The organism is Bradyrhizobium oropedii (genome assembly GCF_020889685.1).
Lineage (GTDB): Bacteria > Pseudomonadota > Alphaproteobacteria > Rhizobiales > Xanthobacteraceae > Bradyrhizobium > Bradyrhizobium oropedii.
Map to the genome: position 1 here is coordinate 50,285 of NZ_JACMYO010000003.1, position 25,210 is coordinate 75,494.

22 protein-coding genes, 1 tRNA gene and 1 pseudogene are annotated in these 25,210 nt (G+C 63.9%); 6 read left to right on the top strand and 18 right to left on the bottom strand.

Going from position 1 to position 25,210, the window contains the following annotated elements; genetic code table 11:
* Positions 1-98 precede the first annotated feature (98 nt).
* From rpoB to H8A95_RS02075, 10 genes are all read right to left on the bottom strand, one after another.
* The gene (rpoB, locus tag H8A95_RS02030) at positions 99-4,217 is read right to left on the bottom strand and encodes a DNA-directed RNA polymerase subunit beta (RefSeq protein ID WP_229181562.1); all 4,119 of its coding nucleotides are present in this window, start codon (positions 4,215-4,217) and stop codon (positions 99-101) included.
* Positions 4,218-4,658: 441 nt separating this feature from the next.
* The gene (rplL, locus tag H8A95_RS02035) at positions 4,659-5,036 is read right to left on the bottom strand and encodes a 50S ribosomal protein L7/L12 (RefSeq protein ID WP_229181563.1); all 378 of its coding nucleotides are present in this window, start codon (positions 5,034-5,036) and stop codon (positions 4,659-4,661) included.
* 53 nt (positions 5,037-5,089) lie between these two features.
* Positions 5,090-5,608: a 50S ribosomal protein L10 gene (rplJ, locus tag H8A95_RS02040; RefSeq protein WP_163150613.1), complete on the bottom strand. Its 519-nt coding sequence runs from the start codon at positions 5,606-5,608 to the stop codon at positions 5,090-5,092.
* Between the two features lie 595 nt (positions 5,609-6,203).
* Positions 6,204-7,148 (bottom strand): 2-hydroxyacid dehydrogenase, encoded by a 945-nt coding sequence (locus tag H8A95_RS02045; protein WP_229181564.1) that lies wholly within the window; start codon positions 7,146-7,148, stop codon positions 6,204-6,206.
* 112 nt (positions 7,149-7,260) lie between these two features.
* Positions 7,261-7,953, bottom strand: coding sequence for a 50S ribosomal protein L1 (gene rplA / locus H8A95_RS02050; protein WP_163150617.1), 693 nt, complete (start codon positions 7,951-7,953; stop codon positions 7,261-7,263).
* Between the two features lie 6 nt (positions 7,954-7,959).
* Positions 7,960-8,388 (bottom strand): 50S ribosomal protein L11, encoded by a 429-nt coding sequence (gene rplK / locus H8A95_RS02055; protein ID WP_008136439.1) that lies wholly within the window; start codon positions 8,386-8,388, stop codon positions 7,960-7,962.
* 130 nt (positions 8,389-8,518) lie between these two features.
* Complete coding sequence (gene nusG, locus H8A95_RS02060) at positions 8,519-9,052, bottom strand: transcription termination/antitermination protein NusG (protein ID WP_021081670.1); 534 nt, start codon at positions 9,050-9,052, stop codon at positions 8,519-8,521.
* Between the two features lie 14 nt (positions 9,053-9,066).
* Positions 9,067-9,258, bottom strand: coding sequence for a preprotein translocase subunit SecE (gene secE, locus H8A95_RS02065; RefSeq protein WP_016840554.1), 192 nt, complete (start codon positions 9,256-9,258; stop codon positions 9,067-9,069).
* A 330-nt stretch (positions 9,259-9,588) separates the two neighbouring features.
* Positions 9,589-11,202 carry an acyl-CoA synthetase gene (locus H8A95_RS02070; RefSeq protein ID WP_229181565.1) on the bottom strand — a complete coding sequence of 538 codons (1,614 nt, stop codon included), beginning with the start codon at positions 11,200-11,202 and terminating at the stop codon, positions 9,589-9,591.
* Positions 11,203-11,255: 53 nt separating this feature from the next.
* Positions 11,256-12,020, bottom strand: a complete 765-nt coding sequence (locus H8A95_RS02075) for a FadR/GntR family transcriptional regulator (RefSeq protein ID WP_229181566.1) — start codon at positions 12,018-12,020, stop codon at positions 11,256-11,258.
* Between the two features lie 178 nt (positions 12,021-12,198).
* On the opposite strand from H8A95_RS02075, the gene H8A95_RS02080 reads away from it, so the two are divergent.
* Positions 12,199-13,404, top strand: a complete 1,206-nt coding sequence (locus H8A95_RS02080; RefSeq protein WP_229181567.1) for an ABC transporter substrate-binding protein — start codon at positions 12,199-12,201, stop codon at positions 13,402-13,404.
* A 78-nt stretch (positions 13,405-13,482) separates the two neighbouring features.
* Here H8A95_RS02080 and H8A95_RS02085 read toward each other — a convergent pair.
* Positions 13,483-13,558 (bottom strand) — tRNA-Trp (locus H8A95_RS02085).
* A 169-nt stretch (positions 13,559-13,727) separates the two neighbouring features.
* Between H8A95_RS02085 and H8A95_RS02090 the strand changes: the two genes are divergently transcribed.
* Positions 13,728-14,951 (top strand): serine hydrolase domain-containing protein, encoded by a 1,224-nt coding sequence (locus tag H8A95_RS02090; protein WP_229181568.1) that lies wholly within the window; start codon positions 13,728-13,730, stop codon positions 14,949-14,951.
* A gap of 124 nt (positions 14,952-15,075) precedes the next feature.
* Here H8A95_RS02090 and H8A95_RS02095 read toward each other — a convergent pair whose 3' ends face one another.
* Both H8A95_RS02095 and H8A95_RS02100 read right to left on the bottom strand, forming a co-directional pair.
* Positions 15,076-15,843 (bottom strand): SDR family NAD(P)-dependent oxidoreductase, encoded by a 768-nt coding sequence (locus H8A95_RS02095; RefSeq protein WP_163150628.1) that lies wholly within the window; start codon positions 15,841-15,843, stop codon positions 15,076-15,078.
* A 75-nt stretch (positions 15,844-15,918) separates the two neighbouring features.
* On the bottom strand, positions 15,919-16,626 hold the full coding sequence (locus H8A95_RS02100; RefSeq protein WP_229181569.1) for a histidine phosphatase family protein: 708 nt from the start codon (positions 16,624-16,626) through the stop codon (positions 15,919-15,921).
* Positions 16,627-16,765: 139 nt separating this feature from the next.
* Here H8A95_RS02100 and H8A95_RS02105 point away from each other — a divergent pair, with 139 nt between their 5' ends.
* Entirely contained in the window at positions 16,766-17,551 is a 786-nt protein-coding gene (locus H8A95_RS02105; RefSeq protein WP_229181570.1) for an SDR family NAD(P)-dependent oxidoreductase, read from the top strand.
* 451 nt (positions 17,552-18,002) lie between these two features.
* Complete coding sequence (argE, locus tag H8A95_RS02110; protein WP_229181571.1) at positions 18,003-19,172, top strand: acetylornithine deacetylase; 1,170 nt, start codon at positions 18,003-18,005, stop codon at positions 19,170-19,172.
* Positions 19,173-19,255: 83 nt separating this feature from the next.
* Here the strand turns inward: argE and H8A95_RS02115 are convergent, their stop codons facing one another.
* The gene (locus tag H8A95_RS02115; protein ID WP_229181572.1) at positions 19,256-19,654 is read right to left on the bottom strand and encodes a contact-dependent growth inhibition system immunity protein; all 399 of its coding nucleotides are present in this window, start codon (positions 19,652-19,654) and stop codon (positions 19,256-19,258) included.
* A 302-nt stretch (positions 19,655-19,956) separates the two neighbouring features.
* Positions 19,957-20,871, bottom strand: a complete 915-nt coding sequence (locus tag H8A95_RS02120; protein ID WP_229181573.1) for a DMT family transporter — start codon at positions 20,869-20,871, stop codon at positions 19,957-19,959.
* Positions 20,872-21,009: 138 nt separating this feature from the next.
* Here H8A95_RS02120 and H8A95_RS02125 point away from each other — a divergent pair, with 138 nt between their 5' ends.
* Positions 21,010-21,360 (top strand): immunity 8 family protein, encoded by a 351-nt coding sequence (locus H8A95_RS02125; protein ID WP_229181574.1) that lies wholly within the window; start codon positions 21,010-21,012, stop codon positions 21,358-21,360.
* A 57-nt stretch (positions 21,361-21,417) separates the two neighbouring features.
* Here H8A95_RS02125 and H8A95_RS02130 read toward each other — a convergent pair whose 3' ends face one another.
* Complete coding sequence (locus H8A95_RS02130) at positions 21,418-22,476, bottom strand: phosphotransferase family protein (protein WP_229181575.1); 1,059 nt, start codon at positions 22,474-22,476, stop codon at positions 21,418-21,420.
* Positions 22,477-22,604: 128 nt separating this feature from the next.
* Positions 22,605-23,836: pseudogene (locus tag H8A95_RS02135) on the bottom strand (acyl-CoA dehydrogenase family protein).
* A 251-nt stretch (positions 23,837-24,087) separates the two neighbouring features.
* On the opposite strand from H8A95_RS02135, the gene H8A95_RS02140 reads away from it, so the two are divergent.
* Entirely contained in the window at positions 24,088-24,777 is a 690-nt protein-coding gene (locus H8A95_RS02140; protein ID WP_229181576.1) for a TetR/AcrR family transcriptional regulator, read from the top strand.
* An 11-nt stretch (positions 24,778-24,788) separates the two neighbouring features.
* Here H8A95_RS02140 and H8A95_RS02145 read toward each other — a convergent pair whose 3' ends face one another.
* Positions 24,789-25,184: a Rid family hydrolase gene (locus H8A95_RS02145; protein WP_229181577.1), complete on the bottom strand. Its 396-nt coding sequence runs from the start codon at positions 25,182-25,184 to the stop codon at positions 24,789-24,791.
* Positions 25,185-25,210 lie beyond the last annotated feature (26 nt).

Below are 25,210 nucleotides of genomic sequence, written 5' to 3' on the forward strand. Positions count from 1 at the left end.
GCAGCAAATTCGAAACTTTTATTCAGCGCACGCCCCACTCAACGTCCGAGCGGAGCGCGAGGGCCCGGCGCGCATCGCGCCGGGCATGATCGCAAGCGTTACTCGGCCGCCTCGGAGGTCGATGCCGGTCCCACCTTGGAATTGTGCAGGTCGACGTTGAGGCCGAGCGAGCGCATTTCCTTGACCAGCACGTTGAACGACTCCGGAATGCCGGCCTCGAACGTGTCGTCGCCGCGCACGATCGCCTCGTACACCTTGGTACGGCCGGCGACGTCGTCCGACTTCACGGTCAGCATTTCCTGCAGCGTGTAGGCGGCGCCGTAGGCTTCCAGCGCCCAGACCTCCATTTCGCCGAAGCGCTGGCCGCCGAACTGCGCCTTGCCGCCCAGCGGCTGCTGGGTGACGAGCGAGTACGGACCGATCGAACGCGCGTGGATCTTGTCGTCGACGAGATGGTGCAGCTTGAGCATGTAGATGTAGCCCATCGTCACCTTGCGATCGAACTGATCGCCGGTACGGCCGTCATAGACGGTCGACTGGCCGGAGGCGTCGAAGCCCGCGAGCTTCAGCATCTCCTCGATATCGGCTTCCTTGGCGCCGTCGAACACCGGAGTGGCGATCGGAACGCCGTGGCTCAGGTTGCGGCCGAGCTCGATCAGTTCGTTGTCGTTCAGCGACTTGATGGTTTCATCCTCGCCGTAGATCTTCTTCAGGGTCTCGCGCAGCGGCTTGAGATCCTGCTTGTGATAGTAGGCGTCGATGGTCTGGCCGATGCGCTTGCCGAGGCCGGCGCAGGCCCAACCGAGATGCGTCTCAAGGATCTGACCGACGTTCATGCGCGAAGGCACGCCGAGCGGGTTCAGCACGATGTCCGCATGGGTGCCGTCCTCGAGGAACGGCATGTCCTCGATCGGAACGATCTTGGACACCACGCCCTTGTTGCCGTGACGGCCGGCCATCTTGTCGCCGGGCTGGATCTTGCGCTTCACCGCGACGAAGACCTTGACCATCTTCATCACGCCGGGCGGCAGCTCGTCGCCACGCTGCAGCTTCTCGACCTTGTCGAGGAAGCGCTGCTCGAGGCCCTTCTTCGACTCGTCGTACTGCTTCCGCATGGCCTCGATCTCGGCCATCAGCTTGTCGTTCGGCGAGGCGAACAGCCACCACTGCGACTTCGGATACTCGTCGAGCACCGCACGGGTGATCTTGGTATCCTTCTTGAAGCCCTTGGGGCCGGCGATGCCCTGGCGGTTCTCCAGCAGCTCGGCGAGGCGGTTGTAGACGTTGCGGTCCAGAATCGCCTGCTCGTCGTCGCGGTCCTTGGCCAGACGCTCGATCTCTTCCCGCTCGATCGCCAGCGCACGCTCGTCCTTGTCGACGCCGTGGCGGTTGAACACGCGGACTTCCACGATGGTGCCCTGCACGCCCGGAGGCACGCGGAGCGAGGTATCGCGGACGTCTGAGGCCTTCTCGCCGAAGATGGCGCGGAGCAGCTTCTCTTCCGGCGTCATCGGGCTCTCGCCCTTCGGCGTGATCTTGCCGACCAGGATGTCGCCGGCGCGGACTTCCGCACCGATGTAGACGATACCGGCTTCGTCGAGGTTCTTCAGCGCTTCTTCCGAAACGTTCGGAATGTCGCGGGTGATTTCCTCAGGCCCGAGCTTGGTGTCGCGGGCCATCACCTCGAATTCTTCGATATGGATCGACGTAAACACGTCGTCCTTCACGATCCGCTCGGAGAGCAGGATCGAGTCTTCGAAGTTGTAGCCGTTCCACGGCATGAACGCGACCAGCACGTTGCGGCCGAGCGCGAGCTCGCCGAGATCGGTCGACGGACCGTCAGCGATGATGTCGCCCTTCTTGACGATGTCGCCGACCTTCACCAGCGGACGCTGGTTGATGCAGGTCGACTGGTTCGAGCGCTGGTACTTCATCAGCCGGTAGATATCGACGCCCGACTTGGTCGGATCGAGATCCTCGGTGGCGCGGATCACGACGCGGGTGGCGTCGATCTGGTCGATCACGCCCGAGCGGCGCGCGGCAATCGCCGCGCCCGAGTCACGGGCGACCACGCCTTCCATGCCGGTGCCGACGAACGGCGCCTCGGCACGAACCAGCGGCACCGCCTGGCGCTGCATGTTCGAGCCCATCAGCGCGCGGTTGGCGTCGTCGTTCTCGAGGAACGGGATCAGCGCCGCGGCGACCGAAACCAGCTGCTTCGGCGACACGTCCATGTAGTCGACCTTGTCCGGCGTCACCGGCAGCACTTCGCCGGCGTGACGGCAGACCACCAGGTCGTCGGTGAAGCGGCCCTTGGCATCGAGCGGCACGTTGGCCTGCGCGACGCGGTAACGGCCCTCTTCCATCGCCGACAGATAGACCACCTCGTCGGTGACCCGGCTGTCCTTGATCTTGCGATAGGGCGTCTCGACGAAGCCGTACTTGTTGACGCGCGCGAACGTCGCCAGCGAGTTGATCAGGCCGATGTTCGGACCTTCCGGCGTCTCGATCGGGCAGATGCGGCCGTAATGCGTCGGATGCACGTCGCGGACTTCGAAGCCGGCACGCTCGCGGGTCAGACCGCCCGGGCCAAGCGCCGACAGGCGCCGCTTGTGGGTGATCTCCGACAGCGGGTTGGTCTGGTCCATGAACTGCGACAGCTGCGAGGAACCGAAGAACTCGCGCACCGCGGCGGCCGCGGGCTTGGCGTTGATCAGGTCCTGCGGCATCACGGTGTCGATATCGACGCTCGACATGCGCTCCTTGATGGCGCGCTCCATGCGGAGCAGGCCGATCCGGTACTGGTTCTCCATCAGCTCGCCGACCGAGCGCACCCGGCGGTTGCCGAGATGGTCGATGTCGTCGATCTCGCCCTTGCCGTCGCGCAGGTCAACCAGCGTCTTGATGACCGCCAGGATGTCTTCCTTGCGCAGCGTACGATGGGTGTCGGGCGCATCGAGCTCGAGGCGCATGTTCATCTTGACGCGACCGACCGCGGAGAGGTCGTAGCGCTCACTGTCGAAGAACAGCGACTGGAACATGGATTGCGCCGAATCCAGCGTCGGCGGTTCGCCCGGACGCATCACGCGGTAGATGTCGAACAGCGCGTCCTCACGCGTCAGGTTCTTGTCGGCCGAGAGCGTGTTGCGGATATAGGCGCCGACATTGACGTGGTCGATGTCGAGCAGCGGCAGGTCCTTGTAGCCCTGCTCGTTCAGCACCTTGAGCGACTTCTCGGTGATCTCCTCGCCGGCTTCGGCATAGATTTCACCAGTCTTCGGGTTGACGAGGTCTTCGGCGAGATAGTTGCCGACCAGCTCCGCGTCCGACATCCGGAGCGCCTTGAGGCCCTTTTCCTGCATCTGACGCGCGCTGCGCACGGTCAGCTTCTTGCCGGCCTCGAGCACCACCTTGCCGGTGTCGGCGTCGATCAGGTCGTTGATGGTCGAGTAGCCGCGGAAACGGTTGGCGTCGAACGGCACGCGCCAGCCTTCCTTGGTCCGCTTGTAGGTGATCTTCTTGTAGAAGGTCGACAGGATCTGCTCGCCGTCGAGACCGAGCGCGTACATCAGCGAGGTCACGGGCAGCTTGCGGCGGCGGTCGATGCGCGCGAATACGATGTCCTTGGCGTCGAACTCGATGTCGAGCCAGGAACCGCGATACGGAATCACGCGCGCGGCAAACAGCAGCTTGCCGGACGAATGGGTCTTGCCCTTGTCGTGGTCGAAGAACACGCCGGGCGAACGGTGCATCTGCGAGACGATGACGCGCTCGGTGCCGTTGACGACGAAGGTGCCGTTCATCGTCATGAGCGGAATGTCGCCCATGTAGACGTCCTGCTCCTTGATGTCCTTCACCGACTTGGCGCCGGTTTCCTCGTCGATATCGAACACGATGAGGCGCAGCGTCACCTTGAGCGGCGCAGCGAAGGTCATGCCGCGCTGGCGGCACTCGTCGACGTCATATTTTGGCTGTTCGAACTCGTAGCGGACGAATTCGAGCATCGAGGTTCCGGAGAAATCCGAGATCGGGAACACCGAGCGGAACACCGCCTGCAGGCCCTCATCGAGGCGACCGCCGGCCGGCTCGTCAACCATCAGGAACTGGTCATAGGATGCCTTCTGAACCTCGATGAGGTTCGGCATCTCGGCGACTTCCTTGATGTGACCGAAAAACTTGCGTACGCGTTTGCGACCGGTGAATGTCTGCTGCGCCATCGTGGCCTCTCATTTTCGTCGCCTTTATGGGGCGAACCTTCCGGGAGCGACTGCCATCGGCCCCGGGTTGAATTTCGAATCGTCCCGAAGGAACGAAGCCCAAGTTCAGGAATTAAATCCCGGTCTCGGCCCCCATCGCCTCCAAAACGCAAAACGACGCGCGGGGCGCATCACTGCACCCGCTCGTCCAAACGCTTCGCTTTACGGACTGAAAAAGCCCGAAATCTGACTGTCTCCCAACGGCTTACACCGGGTGCCCTGCCGCCCCCGCCGCCTACCGTGTTTTTCCGCTGCCAGCCCCATATGGGATGGCAATAAAGGAGATTCGAGGGTTAAGTCCACGCATCCCCACACTTTTTTGTGTCCGCTACGCCACACGACAACCTGTCGCACGACGTTTGCATGGCCCGGGAGCGCCATTCGGCGCTCCCGGATCGCGCATTACTTGAGCTCGACCTTGGCGCCAGCCTTCTCGAGCTGAGCCTTGATCTTCTCGGCTTCGTCCTTGTTGACGCCTTCCTTGACGGGCTTCGGAGCGCCTTCGACGAGGTCCTTGGCTTCCTTCAGGCCCAGGCCGGTGATGGCGCGGACTTCCTTGATGACTTCGATCTTCTTGTCGCCGGCGGCAGCCAGCACGACCGAGAACTCGGTCTTCTCTTCAGCCGGAGCAGCGGCACCGCCACCAGCAGCCGGGCCGGCAACCGCAACGGCGGCAGCGGCGGACACGCCCCACTTTTCTTCGAGGAGCTTGGCGAGCTCGGCCGCTTCGAGCACGGTGAGGCTCGAGAGGTCGTCGACGATTTTCTGCAAGTCAGCCATTGTTCAGTTCCTTAAACGTTTGGTTCGAACCAGGTTTGAGATTAGCGAAGGGGTCAGGCCGCTTCGCTCTTTGAGGCATGAGCCTGAATGACGCGTGCGAGCTTGGCCGCGGGCGCGTTGGACAGCTGAGCGAGCTTGGTCGCCGGCGCCACGAGGAGGCCCACGATCTTGCTGCGCAGTTCGTCGAGCGACGGCAGTGAGGCAAGCGCCTTCACGCTGTCGACATTCAGGACGGTTTTACCCATCGAACCGCCGAGGATGACGAACTTCTCGTTCGCCTTGGCGAATTCGACGGCAACCTTTGGCGCCGCAACCGGATCGTTCGAAGTAGCGATCACGGTCGGTCCCTTCAGCAGGGAGCCGATGGCAGCGACGTCAGTGCCATCAAGAGCAATTTTGGCGAGACGGTTCTTCGAGACCTTCACCGACGCGCCCGCCTGCTTCATCTGCATGCGCAGCTTCTGCATCTGGGCCACGGTGAGGCCGGAATAGTGAGCAACGATCGCAACCGACGTGGTCTTGAAGACCTCGTTAAGTTGTTCGACCGACTCTTTTTTTGCCGCTCGTTCCACAGCAAGCTCTTTCCGGTTGGCGGCCTTTCCGCGAAGGCAGGACCGCCGGGTTGCACCCATCGTCCCGCCCTAAACCTGATCCGCAGGGTACAAGACCCTTCGGACATGCCGGGCAAGACGACATCTAGAAGCCTGCCCTCCCAGAGCCTTGCGGCCATGGGCTGTCGAGGTTCGAACCAAACCAGCTTCCCAGCCGCGAACGGGTCGCGACGTGGAGCGCAAAATCCGGTCTTCACCCGTCTATGCAGGCCATGCGATTAAGCCGTTGAAAACACGAAGTTCTCGCGGGCGCCTGCAGTCTTGGACAGGATCGAGGCACTTCAGCACGCTGAAGGCCCCTGCTCTCACTCCTCTGGAGGCGACGGGTCTCCTTCCTTTCGAGCATCCTTGCGGGCATGCGGAAAGGAATGATCTCCTATCATCTCAGGTTTTCGGAATGCGAGCACGGACATGCCAGCAAGTGCCAGCACGCCCGGAAGGCGCTATGTAGCCGGTCCTGCCCTGCTTGCCAAGAGCAAATATTGGACCAGTTTCATATGACGACGGGGAGCCGGTTCCGAGGCCGGAACCGCCAGCCGCTCAGGCGCCACTCACCTTATACGTTATACGGCAGCGGCTTGCCGGCAAAGAACGCGTCGAGATTGGCGAGCACGCAATCCTGCATCGCGACGTGCGATTCCAGGGTGTGGCCGCCGAGATGCGGCGACAGCACGACGTTCGGCAGCGCCGTCAGCGCGTCGGGTGCATGCGGCTCCCGGGCGAACACGTCGAGGCCGGCGCCGGCGATCATCCCATCGGTCAGCGCCGCGACCAGCGCCGTCTCGTCGATCACGGAGCCGCGCGAGATGTTGACGACAAATCCGTCGCTGCCGAGCCGGCGCAGGATGTCGGTGTTGATCACGTGGGTGTTGTCGGCCCCGGCACGGACCGCGATCATCAGCACGCTGCACCAATCGACCAGCGCCTCCAGGCTCGGCAAATGCTTATACGGCAGATCGTATCTGGTGCGGCTGAAATAGCCGACCTCGGTCTCGAACGCGGCGACGCGTGCGGCGATCTTGCGGCCGATCTCGCCCATGCCGTAGACGCCGATTTTGCGGCCGCGCATGCCGGCCTGCGGCCGCATCATCGGCGACGGCCGTGCGCCGGCCCAGTCGCCGCTCCGGACATAATTGTCGGCGACCTGCAGACGCCGCACCGACGCCAGCATCAACGTCACCGCCATGTCGGCAACCGAGGCTGCATTGGCACCGGGGCTGTGGCCGACCGCGATCCCGCGCTTTGCGGCGGCCGCGAGATCGACGCCGTCATAGCCGGTGCCGTAGCAGACGATCGCGCCGAGCTTCGGCAGCATGTCCATGGCATCGGCGCCGAGCGGCGTGCCGCCTGCGGTGATCATGGCGCGGACGTCGGCGAGCTCGGCCGCCGGGAACGCTTCGTCCACCCGCTTGCCGGCCGCGTTCAGGAGTTCATAGCGCTCGCCGAAGCGGATCAGCTGGGCCTTGGGAAAGCGTGAATAGACCAGGACCTTATCGGGCATTGTTGTTGTTTCCTGCGAGAGGCTTCACCCACCAGGACAGAGGGCGGAAAAACAAAAGGGCGGAACCGGTTGCCCGATCCCGCCCCTCTTTATCTCGTCACGGCGAGAAACCTCAGCCGAGGATCGTGCCCGGCTCGACCTTCACGCCGGGGCCCATGGTGGAGGAAACCGCCACGCGCTGGATGTAGGTGCCCTTGGAACCCGCCGGCTTCGCCTTGGAGACCGCGTCCGCAAGCGCCTTGACGTTCTCGACCAGCTTCTCCTCGGAGAACGAGGCCTTGCCGATGCCTGCCTGCACGATGCCGGCCTTCTCGACGCGGAACTCGACCGAGCCGCCCTTGGCGCCCTTCACGGCGTTGGCGACGTCCATGGTCACGGTGCCGATCTTCGGGTTCGGCATCATGCCGCGCGGGCCGAGCACCTTACCGAGGCGGCCGACCAGCGGCATCATGTCGGGAGTGGCGATACAACGATCGAAATCGATCGCACCGCCCTGCACCTTCTCGACCAGGTCTTCGGCACCGACGACGTCGGCACCGGCGGCCTTGGCTTCCTCAGCCTTGGCGCCGCGCGCGAACACGCCGACGCGCAGCGTGCGGCCGGTGCCGTTCGGCAGGTTGACGACGCCGCGGACCATCTGGTCGGCGTGACGCGGGTCGACGCCGAGATTGATCGCGATCTCGATCGTCTCGTCGAACTTCGACTTGGCGCGCTCCTTGACCATCTTGATGGCATCCGCGAGCGGATAGAGGTGCTCGCGGTCGACGCCCTCGCGGGCCTTCTTCAAACGCTTTCCGATTGCCATGGCCCGTTACCCCGCAACTTCCAGACCCATCGAACGGGCAGAGCCCTCGACCATCTTCATGGCCGATTCAATGGTGTCGCAATTCAAGTCCTTCATCTTCTTCTCGGCGATCTCGCGCACCTGCGCCTTGGTCACCTTGCCGGCCTTGTCGCGGCCCGGCGCCTTCGAGCCGGACTGGATCTTGGCAGCCTGCTTGAGGAAGAACGACATCGGAGGGGTCTTCATCTCGAAGGTGAACGAACGATCTGCATAGATCGTGATCACCACCGGAATCGGGGTGTTCTTCTCTTCCTTCTGGGTCTGCGCGTTGAACGCCTTGCAGAACTCCATGATGTTGAGACCGCGCTGACCAAGCGCGGGGCCGATCGGGGGCGAAGGATTCGCCGCACCGGCCGGGACCTGAAGCTTCAGGTATCCGGTCACTTTCTTTGCCATTTATCACTCCTGTTGTGCCGGACGGTGCCGGCGGTTTCAGGTTCCGTGGTTCGGTTGAAGGGGCTGGCGACCGCCTCCTCCCTCCCACGGCCTCTCACTTGACGCGAGGCGTATACCCCGCGCCGTCCGGTCAGACCACCTTTTCGACCTGACCGAATTCCAGTTCCACGGGGGTCGCACGGCCGAAGATCGACACTGCGACCTTTACGCGCGAGCGCGCCTCGTCGATTTCTTCCACCACGCCGGAGAACGAGGCGAACGGGCCGTCGGCCACGCGCACGTTCTCGCCGATTTCGAACGACACCGACGCCTTCGGACGCTCCACGCCCTCCTGCACCTGGTGCAGGATCCGCATCGCCTCGGCTTCCGAGATCGGCATCGGCTTGTTTTCCGCGCCGAGGAAGCCGGTCACCTTCGGGGTGTTCTTGATCAGATGGAACGCCTCGTCGGTCAGCTTCATCTTCACCAGCACATAGCCCGGGAAGAATTTGCGCTCGGCGTCGATCTTGCGGCCGCGGCGCACCTCGGTGACCTTCTCGGTCGGCACCAGAATCTGCTCGAACAGCTCTTCCAGCCCGCGCTGCTTGGCCTGCTCGCGGATCGATTCCTGAACCTTCTTCTCGAAGTTCGAATAGGCGTGAACGATGTACCAGCGCTTGTCCATCAATTGGGTGCTCATCAGTGGATGCCCAGTATCAGGGTAATCAGATAGCGGATGATCTGGTCCGCGGCGAAGAAGAAGATCGAGGCCAGCGCCACCATCACGAACACCATGATGGTGGTAATGGTCGTCTCGCGGCGCGTCGGCCAGGTGACCTTGGCGGTCTCCGAGCGCACTTCCTGCAGGAATTTGAACGGGCTGAAAGCCATCGTGAGATCCGCGTCCGTCTCCGGACGATTGCAACGTTTCAAGGAATCCGAACAGCCGACCTTGCGGACCCAGCCCTCGTTTGGAAGGTTGAGCCGATAAACGAGCTCGAATGTTCGGGGAATTAGGCCGCGCCGGATATCCGCCATCAAAGCGGGCCGGCTGCGAGTGGGCGGTATCTACTGCGAGACCGGGCAAACGTCAAGGTCGGCGGGGTCGCGCCCCGCCCCTGCCGCGCCTCGGGCGGATCGGAACAGGGCCTCTCAAATCAAGCACTTAGGCTGGCGGCGGGAGGTCCACTGCCCCGCCGTCCGTCGCGGCGGCCGCCTGGATCACCCGGCAAAGCTCTTCTGGACCGCCTGATCCAGCGTGGCGCCGCCGACATAGCGCTGGCGCAGCTCGCGCTTGAGCAGCTTGCCGCTCGGGTTCTTCGGCAAGGCATCGACGAAGATGACCCGCTTCGGCACCTTGAAATGGGCCATCGACGCCGCGCAATGCTTGACGACGGCCTCCGGCTCGAGGCTCGCGCCGGCCTTGACCACGACGATCGCGGTCACCGCCTCGATCCAGCGCGGGTCGGGCAGCCCGACCACCGCGACCTCCGACACTTCAGGCAGCCGATAGATCATCTCCTCGACCTCGCGGCTCGCGACGTTCTCGCCGCCGCTCTTGATCATGTCCTTCACGCGATCGACGACGGTAATGTAGCCGTTGGCATCGACGGTCGCGAGATCGCCGGAATGAAACCAGCCGCCGGCGAACGCCGCCGCGGTCTTGACCGGATCGTTGTAGTAGCCGGACAAGAGATGCGGCGAGCGGTGCACGATCTCACCGACCTCGCCCACCCCGACGTCGGTCATGTCCGAGTTGACGACCCGCGTCTCGACATTGATCGCAGGCTTGCCGGCCGAGCCGGCCCTCGGCAGCTGGTCCTCCGGCGACAGCACGGTCGCCAGCGGCGCGATCTCGGTCTGGCCGTAGAAATTCCAGAACTTCACATCGGGCAACCGGCGCTGCAATTCGAGCAGCACCTCGACCGGCATGATCGAGGCGCCGTAATAGCCCTTGCGCAAGGTCGACAGATCGGTGCGGTCGAACGCCGGTGAGCGCAGCATCGCGATCCAGATCGTCGGCGGCGCGAAGAACGAGTTGATCTTGTGGGCCGCGATCAGCGCCAGGACGTTGTCGGGCACCGGTTTGCCGGTGATGAGACTGGTGGCGCCGAGATAGATCGCTGGCCCCAGGAAGACGTCGAGCTGTGCGCAATGATAGAGCGGCAGCGCGTGCAGCACCGTGTCGTCGGTCGCCATGCCGCCGTCGATGATGCAGCTGACATACTGCCACATCACGGCTTCATGGGTGAGGATCGCGCCCTTCGGCAGCGACTCCGTGCCGCTGGTGTAGATGATCTGCGCGGGATCGCGGCTGTCGACCGCCGCATCCGGCGCAGAGGCGTCGCTATGCAGCAGGCTGTCGAATGTCGTGATGCCCTCGGGCGCGGCGGCTGGATCCTCGCCCGGCAGCCAGATCAGGGTTTCGACCGCCGATCCCTTGGCCGCGGCTGCGTGCGCCGTCTCCACGAAGTCGGGACCGACCGCGAGCAGCTTCGCGCCGGAATTGGCAAGGATGAAATTGATCTCGTCGGGATTGAGCATGAAGTTGATCGGCACCAGGATCGCGCCGATCCGTGCCACCGCGAAGCGCAGCGCGGCGAAGCAATGCGAATTGCGCGACAGCACCGCGACACGGTTGCCCTTCGCAACGCCAAGCGCGAGCAGGCCGCGTCCGAGCCGATTGCAGATCGCGTCCATCTCCGCAAAGCTCCAGCTCACCCCGCCGCAGATCAGCGCGGACTTGTCGGGGTAGCGCTTTGCCGATCGGCGCAACAGATCGCCGATGCTGTGCTCACGCGCGCGCTGGATGGTTGCTGCGATGTCTCCGCTCATATGTCCCTTCCGAATGTGCTTGTTGTCGTTGTCTTGTCGTCGCCGCGCCGTCGCTACTGCCGGGCGGCGTAGGCGTGTTCCATGTAGGTGTGCTCGACCGAGCGATCGAGCGAGGCGATCTTCTCGAAGCCGCGGCGCCAGTCCTGCAGATGCCGCCGCGTCCACAGCACGCCGGCCTCCTTGTCGCGCCGCCTGATCGCATCGAGGATGTGGCCATGCGCCTCGACGAGCCGCGCGCCGCCCTCCGGTACGCCGCCGACGATCATCTCGGTGGTCGGAAAGAACAGTTGCGCGGCCGGCTCGCGCGCGAGCTGCAGCACGCGGTTCTGCGAGGCCTTGGCCATCAGCACGTGGAATTCCGCATCGAGCTCGGCGAGACCTGCGGGGTTGCCGACGACATCAGCGCTGCGTTCGAGATTGCCGGCGAGCTCGGCGATGTTCTCGTCGGTGGCGCGCTCCACCGCGCCCTCGACACTCGCGACCTCCAGCGTCATCGAGGTCTCGAACAATTCGCGGAACGTCACCTCGTGCAGGATCAGCGCACGCGACAGCCTTGTGGCGAGCTTGTTGTAGCGCGGCAGGCAGGCCTGCAGGCGGCGGCTGGAATCGCGCCGGATCAGCCCGCCCTCCTCGAGCACGCGAATGCCTTCGCGCACGGTCGAGCGGTTGACGCCGAACTGCGCGACGAGCTGCTGCTCGGTGCCGATCGGCTCGCCCGGCTTGATCCGGCCGTTGATGATTTCCCGTTCGATCGCGTCCGCGACCTTCTGGTAGGCCGGCGCAACGTCGATGCGCCGGAACAGCGGCGTGGCGGCCACCTTGGGCTCCCGATTGTCGTTTGTCCGACAAAGCGTAGGCGAAGGCCACTGGAGCGTCAAATGCCCCTTCCTTGGCCGGATTGTCGCACCCAGTCGGCCAGAATTGACACCGGAACCGGGCAAATCTAGCTTTGTCGGACAAGCCGATAAGAACACCGCCTTGGGGAGGCACATCACCATGAAATCCATCGTCACAACTCTGTCCGCTGCCGGCCTGATCGCCGCAGCGCTGGCCGGGCCCGCGCTCGCACAACAGACGCCGCTCAAGATCGGCGTGCTGACCGATTTCCAGTCGGTCTATGCGGATATCGGCGGCGCCGGGAACGTCGAAGCCACCAAGATGGCGATCGAGGAGTTCGGAGGGTCCATGTTCGGCAAGCCGATCGAGCTCGTCACCGCCGACGCCCTCAACAAGGCCGACGTCGCCGCGACCATCACCCGCAAGTGGTACGAGGCGGAGAACGTCGACATGGTCATCGACATGCCGACCTCGGCGACCGCGCTCGCCGGCATGGAGATGTCGAGGCAGTTCGAGAAGATCATGATCGTGACGGATGCGGCGAGCTCCGACATCACCGGCAAATCCTGCTCGCCCTACACGCTGCACTGGACCTACGACACCTATGCCAACGCCCACACCGTCGGCAGCGCGATCGTGAAGAACGGCGGCGACAGCTGGTTCTTCATCACCGCAGACTATCTGTTCGGCCACTCGATCGAGCGCGATACCGGCGACGTGGTCCGCGCCGCCGGCGGCAAGGTGCTCGGCAGCGCGCGGCATCCGCTCAACACGCCGGACTTCTCGTCCTTCCTGCTGCAAGCCCAGGCTTCGAAGGCCAAGATCATCGGCATGGCCAACGGCGGCGCCGACACCATCAACACCATCAAGCAGGCTTCCGAATTCGGCATCGTCGCGGGCGGGCAGAACCTCGCCGGCATCGTGATGTTCATCTCTGATATTCACAGCCTCGGGCTGAAGCTCGCGCAGGGCCTGATCATCACCGAGGCCTACTACTGGGATCTCAACGACCGCACCCGCTCCTTCGGCAAGCGCTTCTTCGAGCGCATGAAGCGGATGCCGACGATGAACCAGGCCGCCACCTACAGCGCCACCCTGCACTACCTCAACGCGGTGAAGGCCGCCGGCACCAAGGAGACCAAGCCGGTGCTGGCGAAAATGCGTGCGACCCCGGTCCGCGACGCGTTCACCGACAACGGCGTGGTGCGCGAAGACGGCCGCATGGTGCACTCGATGTTCCTGTTCGAGGTCAAGAGGCCCGAGGAATCGAAGGCGCCGTGGGATTACTACAAGGTGCTCGCCGAGGTGCCCGGCGACCAGGCGTTCCGGCCGCTGAAGGACGGCGGCTGCCCGTTGATCAAGTAGCCGAAAATGATCACGACCGGGGTCCAGGACTTCGGGTCCAAGACCTCGGCCAAGACATTCAAATTGTTAGCTAAAAGCTGGCAGGAGTGGCAGGGCTCGAACCTGCGACCCCCGGTTTTGGAGACCGGTGCTCTACCAATTGAGCTACACTCCTGCAGGGAACCAGCGTCGCCGCCGGTTCGCGCCGTTTCAAGCACAGGGCATGGCCGGTTTGCAAGGGCGAAGCGGTGAAGCTTCTGTTCATTGCAAAACTTCTGCGCCAGACTTCGGCGATCACCCCATGACGGCACCTCGCCGCAAGAATCAAGAGCCAGGGAGAGACCATGAACGCTCAAACCGCCACCAAGCACGCCGCCAGCCAGACCACCCCGTCCCTCCCGCTCGCCAAACCCGAATCGATCGGGCTGTCGAGCACGCGGCTGCAGGCGATGTCCGACACCTTCAAGCGCGAGGTCGACAAGGGAACCGCACCCGGCTTCACAGTGCTGGTGGCGCGGCGCGGCCAGATCGGCTGGTTCGACGCGATCGGCCGGCAAGGCCCGACCGCATCTGCGCCGATGACCCATGACTCGATCTTCCGCATCTTCTCGATGACCAAGCCGATCGTCTCGGTCGGCATCATGCAGCTGCTCGAGGACGGCCACTTCCTGCTCGACGACCCCGTCGCGAAGTTCATCCCCGGATTCGCCGAGACCAAGGTCGGCGTCGAACGCGACGGCAAGCTCGAGCTCGTCCCCGTGCAGCGGCAGATGACGATCCAGGACCTGCTGCGCCACACGTCGGGTTTGACGTATGACCACACCGGCAACGGCCCGGTGCAGCAGCTCTACCAGCAGTCGCGGCTGCGCAGCCGCAAGATCACCAATGCCGAGCACGCCACCATGCTCGCCGCCATGCCGCTGGTCTGCCAGCCCGGTGCCGAGTGGAACTACAGCCGCTCCACCGACATCCTCGGCCGCATCATCGAAGTCGTCAGCGGCCAGACGCTCGGCGCGTTCCTCACTGAGCGGATCCTTAGCCCCCTGCAAATGAACGAGACCGCGTTCCACACCGGGGAAGCCAATGCCGGCCGGCTCGCCGAGGCCTTTGCGAACGATCCCTGGACCAATGAGAAGGTGCAGCTGTTCAACATGCTGGAGAAGCCGGCGATGGAATCAGGCGGCGGCGGGCTTGTTTCGACCACGATGGACTATGCCCGCTTCGCGCAGATGCTGCTCAATGGCGGCGCGCTCGACGGCACCAGAATCATCGGCCGCAAGACGCTTCAGTTCATGGCCTCCGATCACCTCGGCGCCGGCGTCAAGGTCCAGGGCGCGCTGGTGTCGCCCGGCCACAGCTTCGGCCTCGGCTTCGCCGTGCGCATGCAGCAGGGTGTCGCGCCGTTCACCGGGTCGGTCGGCCAGTACTTCTGGAGCGGCATGGCCGGCACGTTCTTCTGGATCGATCCGAGCGAAGACCTGATCGCGGTCTTCATGATGCAGGGACCGGGCCAGCGCGAATACACCCGCTCGCTGGTGCGCAACGGGGTTTATGCCGCGGTGGAGTGACCCGTCATTCCGGGGCAGCCCGCAGGGCTGAACCCGGAACTCGCGCAACAACATCGAGATCCCCCGATGCGCGATTGCGCATCTGAGGTTCGCGCTGACGCGCGCCCCGGGATGACGCTTTGCGTCAGCTGATCGTCGCGCCGCCGTCGATCACGACTGTCTGGCCGGTCATGAAGTCGCCGGCGCGCGAGCCCATGAACACGGCTGCGCCCGCGATCTCGTCCGGCACGCCGATCCGCAGCAGCGGCGAGCGCGCGGTCGAGGCCTTCAGATTGTCCGGGTTGTCCCACAGCGCCTTGGCGAAGTCGGTCTTGATCAGGCCGGGCGCGATGCAGTTCACGCGGATATTGTGCTTGCCGTACTCGCAGGCGAGGTTACGCGCGAGCTGCATGTCGGCCGCCTTGGAGATCGCGTAGGCGCCGAGGATGGTCGAGCCCTTCAGGCCGCCGATCGAAGACACGATGATGATCGAGCCGTCCTTGCGCTCGATCATCTGCGGCACCACCATCGAGATCAGCCAGTTGTTGGCGACGATGTTGTTGTCGAGGATCTTGCGGAACTGATCGTCGGAGATGCCGGCGAGCGGACCGTAATACGGGTTCGACGCCGCGTTGCAGACCAGCACGTCGATCTTGCCGAAGGCGCGGTTGCTCTCGTCGATCAGGTTCTGCAGATTTTCCTTCGACGAGATGTTCGCGGCGATCGCAACCGCGGTGCCCTTCCCGTAGCTGTCGTTGATTTCCTTGGCGACCTGGTCGCAGACATCAGCCTTGCGCGAGGAGATCACGACCTTGGCGCCGTGCTCGGCCATCCGCTCGGCGATCGCGCGCCCGATTCCGCGCGTCGAGCCGGTGATGACGGCGACTTTTCCCTTCATGTCGAACAAGGTCATGGTTTTCTCCCTGATGTAAGGTGTTTGAATTCTGCGTTGAGCTTAGGCAGCGGTGTCGTGTTGCGATAGCAGCAATCACGCAAGCTTGCTCGCCGGCCTGACTTCGGGTCCGGACGGCTGGTGCATCGCGGCGTGCCTCGGATCGGCGATCCAGGGCTGCTGGTTCACCATTGGCAGCCGCCACATCGACAGGTTGGGCGCTGCGATGTGATCGAGCCGCGTCACCGAGACATTGTCGATATCAAACGACAGGCCCCGATCCGGCTGGCCGCCAAGTGCGAGACCGACCGCGGCCCTGATCACGCCACCATGGCCGACCGCGATGATGTCCTTGCCGGCCTCGGCTGCGGTGATCCGCACGATGGTGCGGCAGACGCGGGTGTAGAGATCCATGAAACTCTCGCCGCCGGGCGCAGGCTCGTTGACGTCGGCGAACCACATGCTGCCGGGCGGGCGGCTGGCGAGAAATGCGGCGCGGTTCATGCCCTGCCACCGGCCGAGATGCAACTCGGCGAAGTCGCGCTCGTGCGTCATGCCTTCGGGCTTCGGATAGCCGGCGGCCCAGATCGCATCCGCGGTCTTGTGCGTGCGCTTCAGATTGCTCGAATACCACACGGCGTTGCGCGGCAGCATCTTGGCGACCGCCTCGAACACTTCGACGTCGCCGGTGTCGCAGTCGATATCCTCCTGCCCGTAGATGTTGCCGCCGTCGCTGCGCACCGGCGCATGACGAACCCACCACCACCGCGTCACAGTCACGTTAGGCTTCTCTGGATTGGACATCGGATGAGCCCTTCAATAGTGTCCCGTCACGCTGTACGTCACGCCGCACATCGTCTCAAGTGCTTCTGACGTTTGAAATTTTGTTTGAATTCCGTCGCGCGGCAGGCGTGCCACGGATCATATGAACAGGGAGAAACTCATGGGCCGCCTCGAAGGCAAATCCGTCATCATCACCGGCGCAGGAAGCGGCATCGGCCGCGCCGCCTCGCTGCTGTTCACGAAGGAAGGCGCCAAGCTGATCGCGGTCGATCGCACCGATGGCGTCAACGAAACCGCCAGGCTGGTGCGCGATGCCGGCGGCACCGTCGAAGCCGTCACCGCCGATGCCGGATCGGAGAGCGACGTGAAGGCTTTCATCGAGAAGGCGGTTTCGAAGTACGGCAAGCTCGATGCGATCTGGGCCAATGCCGGCGTCAGCGGCGGCCTCGTGCCGCTCGCCGACCAGACTCCGGAACATTGGCAGGAAGTCCTGCGCGTCAATCTGATCGGTCCGTTCCTCGCGATCAAGCATTCGATCCCGCACATGACCAAGCAGGGGTCCGGCTCGATCGTCTGCACCGCATCGGTTGCGGGCCTGAAGTCCGGCGCCAGCGGACATCCCTACGGCGCGAGCAAGGCCGGCGTCATCAGCCTGGTGCAGACCACCGCCTACTCGCTCTCCGGCACCGGCGTGCGCATCAATGCGGTCTGCCCGGGCCTGATCGAAACCGGCATGACCAAGCCGGTGTTCGATCGCGCCAAAGAGCGCGGCACCCAGGACAAGATCGGCCAGCTCAATCCGCTGAAGCGCCCCGGCCAGCCGCACGAGCTCGCAGCAATGGGATTGTTCCTGGCGAGCGATGAGGCGTCCTACGTCAACGGCCAGGCGATCCCGGTCGACGGCGGCCTCACCGCATCGATGCCATATACGGGCAAGCCGATCTAGCAAGGGCGTTCTCCGCTCGCGGCCCCGGCTAAGTTGGAGTGGCGCGATGACGGCGCCACACCTACCGCTGTCGGCCCTGCGAAAGCAGGGACCCATACGCCGCGGCGGACATTGTGAACGGGACTCGTCGTTCCGTCATCGCAGAACAACGACCATTCGTGGTTATGGGTCCCTGCTCCCGTGCGCAATTGCGCACCAGGCAGGGACGACGATGAGGATGGTTCTCGATTCATCGTCCACACCACGTCATGTCATCACCGGGCTGAACACTTGGACCGGGCGATGACAGCAGTCGATGAAAATGCAGCTCCGCATTTGTCGCGCGACTGCCTCGGAGCGTTCCATTGTCGTCCCGGCCCGGATATTGCTTGGCCCCGGCGGGCAAACCAGCTGTTATACTCTTCTGGCAAGATCGCCCGCAGATCCACAATCCCTGCAAAACGAACAGGCAATGCAAAATCAACGTCCCGACCGTATCCGCAAGCTATTGGCTGACCTCGTCGCGTTCGACACGGTCAGCGACCGCAGCAACCTGCCTTTGATCGATTACATCGAGCGCTATCTCGCCTCGCTTGGCGTCGGCAGTCAGCGCATCGTCGATGACACCGGACAGAAGTCCTCGCTGTGGGTCACGGTCGGCCCCCAGGACCGAGCGGGCCTGGCTTTGTCGGGGCATACCGATGTCGTGCCGGTGGCGGGACAGGTCTGGACCCACAACCCGTTCGAGCTCGTCGAGCGCGACGGGCGGCTGTACGGCCGCGGCACCACCGACATGAAAGGCTTTGTCGCGGTCTGTCTCGCGATGGTTCCGGAAATGCTCGCGGCCGATCTGAAGACGCCGATCAATCTTGCAATCTCCTATGACGAGGAGATCGGTTGCGTCGGCGTGCGTCCGATGCTGCGCGAGGTCGCGCGCAAGCCGATCAGGCCGCTCGGCTGTTTCGTCGGCGAGCCGACCCAGATGCAGGTGATCATCGGGCACAAGGGCAAGCACGGCGTGCGCGCCACGTTCCGCGGGCTCGCGCGCCACTCCTCGATCGCACCCGACGGCGTCAACGCCATCGAATACGCCGCCGATCTGATCACGGAAATCCGCCGCCGCGCCGTGTTGCTCGCAGAGGATGCCGAACAAGGCAGTCTCTACGACGTCCCGCACTCGACCCTGCTGACCAGCATCGTGCACGGCGGCGCCGCGCTGAACATCGTGCCCGACCAATGCATCGTCGAATTCGAATGCCGCGGCATCGGCATCACCGAGTCCCGAGAGGTGACGGACGCGATTATCGCCTGGGCCAAGGCGGAGATCGAGCCCGCGATGCGCGCACGCCACCCGGAGTGCGGCATCGACTTCGAAGAGATCCTCGATTACCCCGCGCTCGACACCGCCGCGGACGCGCCCATCGTCACGCTTGCCAAGCAATTCGCCGGCCGCAACGACCACGCCAAGGTCGCGTTCGGCACCGAGGCCAGCCTGTTCGTCAGCATGGCGGATGTGCCATCGGTGGTGGTCGGCCCCGGCTCGATCGCGCAGGCGCATACACCGGATGAGTTCGTCGAGATGTCGCAGCTCGAGGCCTGCGGAGATTTCGTCGCACGGCTGATCGCGCATTGCGCGAAGTGAGGCGGTCGATGATTGCGTAGCCCTCATGTGCAAAGCGGAATGCGGGAACGGTTCCCCGGGGCTACGTCGTTCGCGCAACGAAACTACGGACCACCGCTCGCAGCCAAAAATGTTCGGCACTCATTGGCAACCTTTCCGTCTCCGGCTGCGACGGACGTAGCTATGGCTATCAGTTGCTCATATTCGACAGGGTTATCGGACCAGTACGCTCGCTCGACAGACAGGAGCGACCTCAGCAGATCGCCGGGAAAATACTCGGTTTCAATGAGAGGATCGGCACGCAGGTACCGAAACGCCATCGGAATCATTACCCGGAGGCCAATTTTTTGGCCGACCAGGAGACGCACGTCGCCAGCGCTCAGGTTCTTCAAGGGGGTACGCCTCAAGCGCAGGCAGCGCGCCACCATGCCGGTTGGCGCGGTCTCCGGCTCTCCCCAATCCTGCCCATCAAGTTCCTGCAGCGTTCGCCGCTCATCAACCATTGCGCCTCTCACCGATGTGCAGCTGTCGCGAGAATTGACGATCTGCGACCTCATCATTCGGTCTTCGAACGCGCGGAATACTAAGTCCTTCGGACTCCGCCTATCGCTGATCGTACCATCCGTTCAACATCAGCGCGAGCACCGGCGCGGCGCCCCGCTCCATACGTCGATAATTGACGAACGCGGAGCACTCGACGAGCGCGTCGTATTGCTCGCGGCAACGTTGCCGAAACCGCGGCGCGTCGTCGATACGAAGAATGAGCACGCTTCCGTGGGGAATCGACACACTGCGCCAGCTTCGATCAGAGGCCATCCGGAGGCAACCCCGGCCCCGTCGCGGCGGGTCGGAGCTTGTCGCGCTTGCGCTCGCGGTAGAAGGCGTAAAGGCCGGAGGCCACGATGATCGCGGCGCCGGCGAGCATCGCGCCGTCGGGCTTATGGCCGAAGGCGAGATAGCCTGTCAGCATCGCCCACGGCAGCGCGGTGTAGCGGAACGGCGCCACCGCCGAGATGTCGCCCGTGCGCAGCGACACGATGATGCATTGGTAGCCGATCAGGATCAGCACCGCCGCGAATGCGAGCAGGCCGAGCGCGTGGCCGGACGGCGCCTTCCAGCCGCCGAGGGGCACCAGCACGACGGCGCCGGCGGTCGTCACCGTCACGGTGGTGAGCAATGTGATGAACAAGGTCGGCAAGTGCTTCGGGATGCGGCGGGTGGCGAGATCGCGCACCGCGCAGAAGCCGACCGAGGCCAGCGCCAGCAACGCGGCCTGGCTGAAACCCTCCGCGCCCGGCCGGACGATGACCAGCACGCCGATGAAGCCGGCCGCGATCGCAAGCCAGCGCCGCCAGCCGACCGGCTCGCCGAACACCAGCGCCGCGCCCAATGTGATGACCAGCGGCAGCGCCTGGAAGATCGCCGACGCGTTGGCGAGCGGGATCTGCGCGATCGCCGAGAGATAAGTCAGCGTGCCGCCGATCTCGCCGAGCACGCGCAGGCCGACCGGCCAGATCAACAACGCGCTGAAGCTGCGGAGCGCATCGCGGTACCAGGCGAGCGCTGCGACCAACACCATTGCGACCAGGCCGCGGACGAGCAGTATCTTCCCGATGTTGAGGTCCACCGACACCGCCTTGGTGATGGTGTCGTTGACCGTGAAGCTGGCCATGGCCGCAGCCATGAACAGGCTGCCGCGAAGATTCGAGGAAAGGGGCAAAGTGAAAGCGTCAGATCAGGACCAGGGCGGGAAATAGTGACCGAATTGACTTGCCAAAGCGTCCTCACGAACGCAAGTCACAGATGGCTACAGCCCGAAACAGGATGCCTGCCACTGCAAGGAACGAGGTCTCAGGCCATGCGCGCCGAGTTGAAGTCGATGTTCAGCCCAGATGCCGATCCGCTGGAGGATTTTCAACCCGCGGGTCCATTCGGAATCCTCGTTATGGCAATGATTGGCCCTGCCGGGGACAAGGGCGAGGAATCCTTCGACTTCATGCTGTGCACGCCGGAGTGGTTTTCCGCCAATGCCGGCGCCGAATTCACTATCGGCCGGCACCACCTCTTTGTTCGAGGCTTCGACTACGGTCGGCTCAAAGCATTCGTCGAGGACTATTGCGCGAGCTGCGGCGACGAGCCGAGCTGGGCTCGCCTTGCAGACAAACTTTCCCGGCTGGGGAAGTGGGAGTTTGAGGACTACCAGTCCTGATCCTAGTCCTGCGCAAACGACGAAGGGCGCGACCTACGGTCACGCCCTTCGATGCTGTCAGGTTGCGCCGGCTTTCTGCGCGTATTCCCATGACGCCTGCGACAGCGGCACGGTGCGCTTGGCCGATTCGAGGGCCTTGGCATTGGCGGCGGTGCCGTCGCGAACCCGGCCCGCGATGCCCTGCGTGATGCCGGCGAGACGGAACAGATTGTAGGAGAAGTACCAGTTCAGATCCGGCACGGCCATGCCGGTGACCTTGCAGTAGATCTGCGCGGCTTCGTCCTGGCTCGGAATGTTCAACGCCTTGAGATCGGCATTGGCGAGGCCCGGCATGGTCCACTGCATCAGCAGATAGGTGAAGTCGGCCATGGGATCGCCGAGCGTCGACAATTCCCAATCCAGCACCGCCTGCACCCGTGGCTCGGTGGCATGGAAGATCATGTTGTCGAGGCGATAGTCGCCGTGCACGACCGAAACGCGCTTCTGTTCCGGCACCGTCTTCGGCAGCCACTCCGCGAGCTTCTCGAATTCGGGAATGTGCTGCGTCTCGGACGCACGATACTGCTTCGTCCAGCGATCAACCTGGCGCGCAAAATAATTGCCGGGCTTGCCGAAATCGCCGAGGCCGATCTTTTCGGGATCGAGGATGTGCAGCTTGGCCAACGTCTCGATCTTGCTGGTGAAGATCTTGCGGCGCGCGTCCGGCTCCTGGCTCGGCAGCGTCGGATCCCAGAACACCCGCCCCTCCTCCATCGACATGATGTAGAAGGCCGAGCCGATCACCGCATCGTCGGTGCACAGCGCGTAGGCTTTCGCGACCGGGAAATTCTGCTTGCCGAGCGCCGCGATGACGCGGAACTCGCGATCCACTGCATGGGCCGACGGCAACAATTTACCGAACGGCCGGCGGCGCATCACGTAGTTGCGGCCGGGGGTTTCGAGCTTGTAGGTCGGGTTGGACTGGCCACCCTTGAACTGCAGGACCTTGAGCGGGCCCTGATAGCCCTCGACGTGTTCCTTCATCCAGGCATCGAGGCTCGCCTCGTTGACGCGATGACGCTCCTCGACTTCCCGTGTTCCGGAAAATTCTTCGTCTTTCCTGACGCCGTCCGCCACGATGACGCTCCCTCAGTTTTTATGGAGAGCCGTCCGGCACTCCCTCAATCAGGCTGGCACGCCAGCCTGATCTCGCTTTTCATTCTGAGCACGATGTGCGCGCGAACGCCATGCGTTCCGCATCAAGCTCAGTGCGACGTGTTTGCATACTTCCGAAGTTCAAGCCTGGCAATGGCGCGATTGTGCACCTCGTCCGGACCATCCGCCAAGCGAAGCGTGCGGATGTGGGCGTAGTCCTTGGCGAGCCCGGCTTCGTCGGAGACGCCGCCGCCGCCAAACGCCTGGATCGCCTGGTCGATGATCTTCAGCGCCATGTTGGGAGCTGCGACCTTGATCATCGCGATCTCGGCCTGTGCGGTCTTGTTGCCGACCTTGTCCATCATGTCGGCGGCCTTGAGGCACAGCAGGCGGTTCATCTCGATGTCGGTGCGGGCCTCGCCGATGCGCTGCTCCCAGACCGAGTGCTCGATGATCTTCTTGCCGAACGCGGTACGCGAGGCGAGCCGCTTCACCATCTTCTCCAGCGCCTCCTCGGCCTTGCCGATGGTGCGCATGCAGTGATGGATGCGGCCCGGGCCGAGACGGCCCTGCGCGATCTCGAAGCCACGGCCTTCGCCGAGCAGGATGTTTTCCTTCGGCACGCGGACGTTTTCGAGCAGCACCTGGGCGTGGCCGTGCGGTGCATCGTCGAAGCCGAACACCGGCAGCATCTTCTCGACCTTGATGCCGGGCGTGTCGAGCGGCACCAGGATCTGCGACTGCTGCTGATGCTTGGCGGCGTTGAAGTCGGTCTTGCCCATCAGGATCGCGACCTTGCAACGGGGATCGCCGACGCCCGACGACCACCATTTGCGGCCGTTGATGACGTAGTGATCGCCGTCCTTCTCGATGCGGGTCTCGATGTTGGTGGCGTCAGAGGATGCAACCGCCGGCTCGGTCATCAGGAAGGCCGAGCGGATCTCGCCGTCCATCAGCGGGCGCAGCCATTTGCGCTTCTGCTCCTTGGTGCCGTAGCGGATGAAGACTTCCATGTTGCCGGTATCGGGGGCGGAGCAGTTGAAGACTTCCGACGCCCAGGAGATGTGGCCCATCTCTTCCGACAGCAGCGCATATTCGAGATTGCTCAATCCCGCGCCGTGGAATTCGTCGTCCTCATGCGAGGACGGCGGCATGAACATGTTCCAGAGGCCCTCGGCCTTCGCCTTCTTCTTGAGATCCTCGAGGATCGGGATCACTTTCCAGCGCGGGCCTTCGGCGTCCTGCTTGTCGTAGATCGGCACGGCCGGGCGGACATGCGTTTCATGAAAACCTGAACGCGCTCCAGCCACTCCTTTTGCTTCGGCGACATCGTGAAATCCATGGGACGCTCCTCGTTTCCTAGACTTGGGCCTTGGACTGGGCCTGTTGGCAACATTGTCGACCCCGCCTCCGCGGCTCGCAAGGGCGTTCGCGGAACAGGCGGCGGTGGTGTGCCAGAATGACGCCCCGCGCGCAGCGGATTGACATTTCCGGCTCTTCAAACGATAGTTTCATACAAATGTTTGAAATGCAACTCCCTGTCGTCTTCGTCGTTCCCGCGCAGCGCGCGGACTGACTGAAAGGCTCTCAGCCATGGCCAGCGACCACACCCGATCCGCCATTCTCGCCGCCGCCGAACGGCTCTATGCCGACCGCGGCTTCGGCGACGTGACGCTGCGCGACATCGTCGCGGAGGCGAACGTCAACCTCGCGGCGGTGAACTACCATTTCGGCTCCAAGGATGAACTGATCGCGGAGTTGTTCGTCACCCGCAGCATCCAGACCAACCGCGAGCGTCTCAATGAATTGAGGGCGGCGGAAGATGCCGGCGGCGGCCGCGCCGCGATCGAGGACATCATGCGCGCCCTCGTCGGCCCCACTTTGCGCGGCTGCCTCGGGCCCGACCGCGAGGGCTCGACCGCGGCGCGCTTCATGATCCGCGCCTCGATCGAATCGGTGCCGCCGATCCGCCGCATCAAGAATCGCGAGGTCGACCATCTGCGCAAATTCGCCGCGGCGATGCGCCGCGCGATGCCCGGCCGCGATGACACCGAGCTCTATTGGGGCCTGCACTTCGCGCTCGCGATGGCACACCACACCATCCGCGAGAAGGAACGCCTGCTGCGGCTGTCTGAAGGCAAATGCGACCTCGACGACGTCCGCGCCATCATCGACCGCGTGGTCACGGTCTCGGTGATGGCGCTGACGATGGGTGACGTGCCGAGCAAGCCGGCCGCGCGGCCGGTCCTGGTGCACGGCCGGCTGACGCGCCAGGATCTGTAGGACTTCCCGCTCTACACCATCGCGATGCAGTCGATCTCGATGTCGAACGGTCCGGTCCATTCCGGAATGCAGACGAAGATCCGCGCCGGCAGATCATCCGCGAAATATCGTCGGTAGATCGCGTTGAAGGTCGCGAAGTGTTTTGCCGAGGTGCAGAAGATGTTGCACTTCATGACGTTGTCGAACGAGGCGCCGGCGGCCGCGAGGCACTGTTTGAGCTGCTCCATGACGAGCTCGCTCTGCCGCTCGATCGAGGCACCGGCGGCGATCTCGCCGGTTGCGGGATCGAACGGCGGCAGGCCGGAGACGAACACCATGTTACCGGCGCGCGTGACCGCCGATGCCGGCGCCTTCCAGCGCTCCAGCCAGCTTGAGATCGGTTCGACGCGGACCACTTCCCGTTTCATGATTGGCACCTTCGATAAGGGATCGA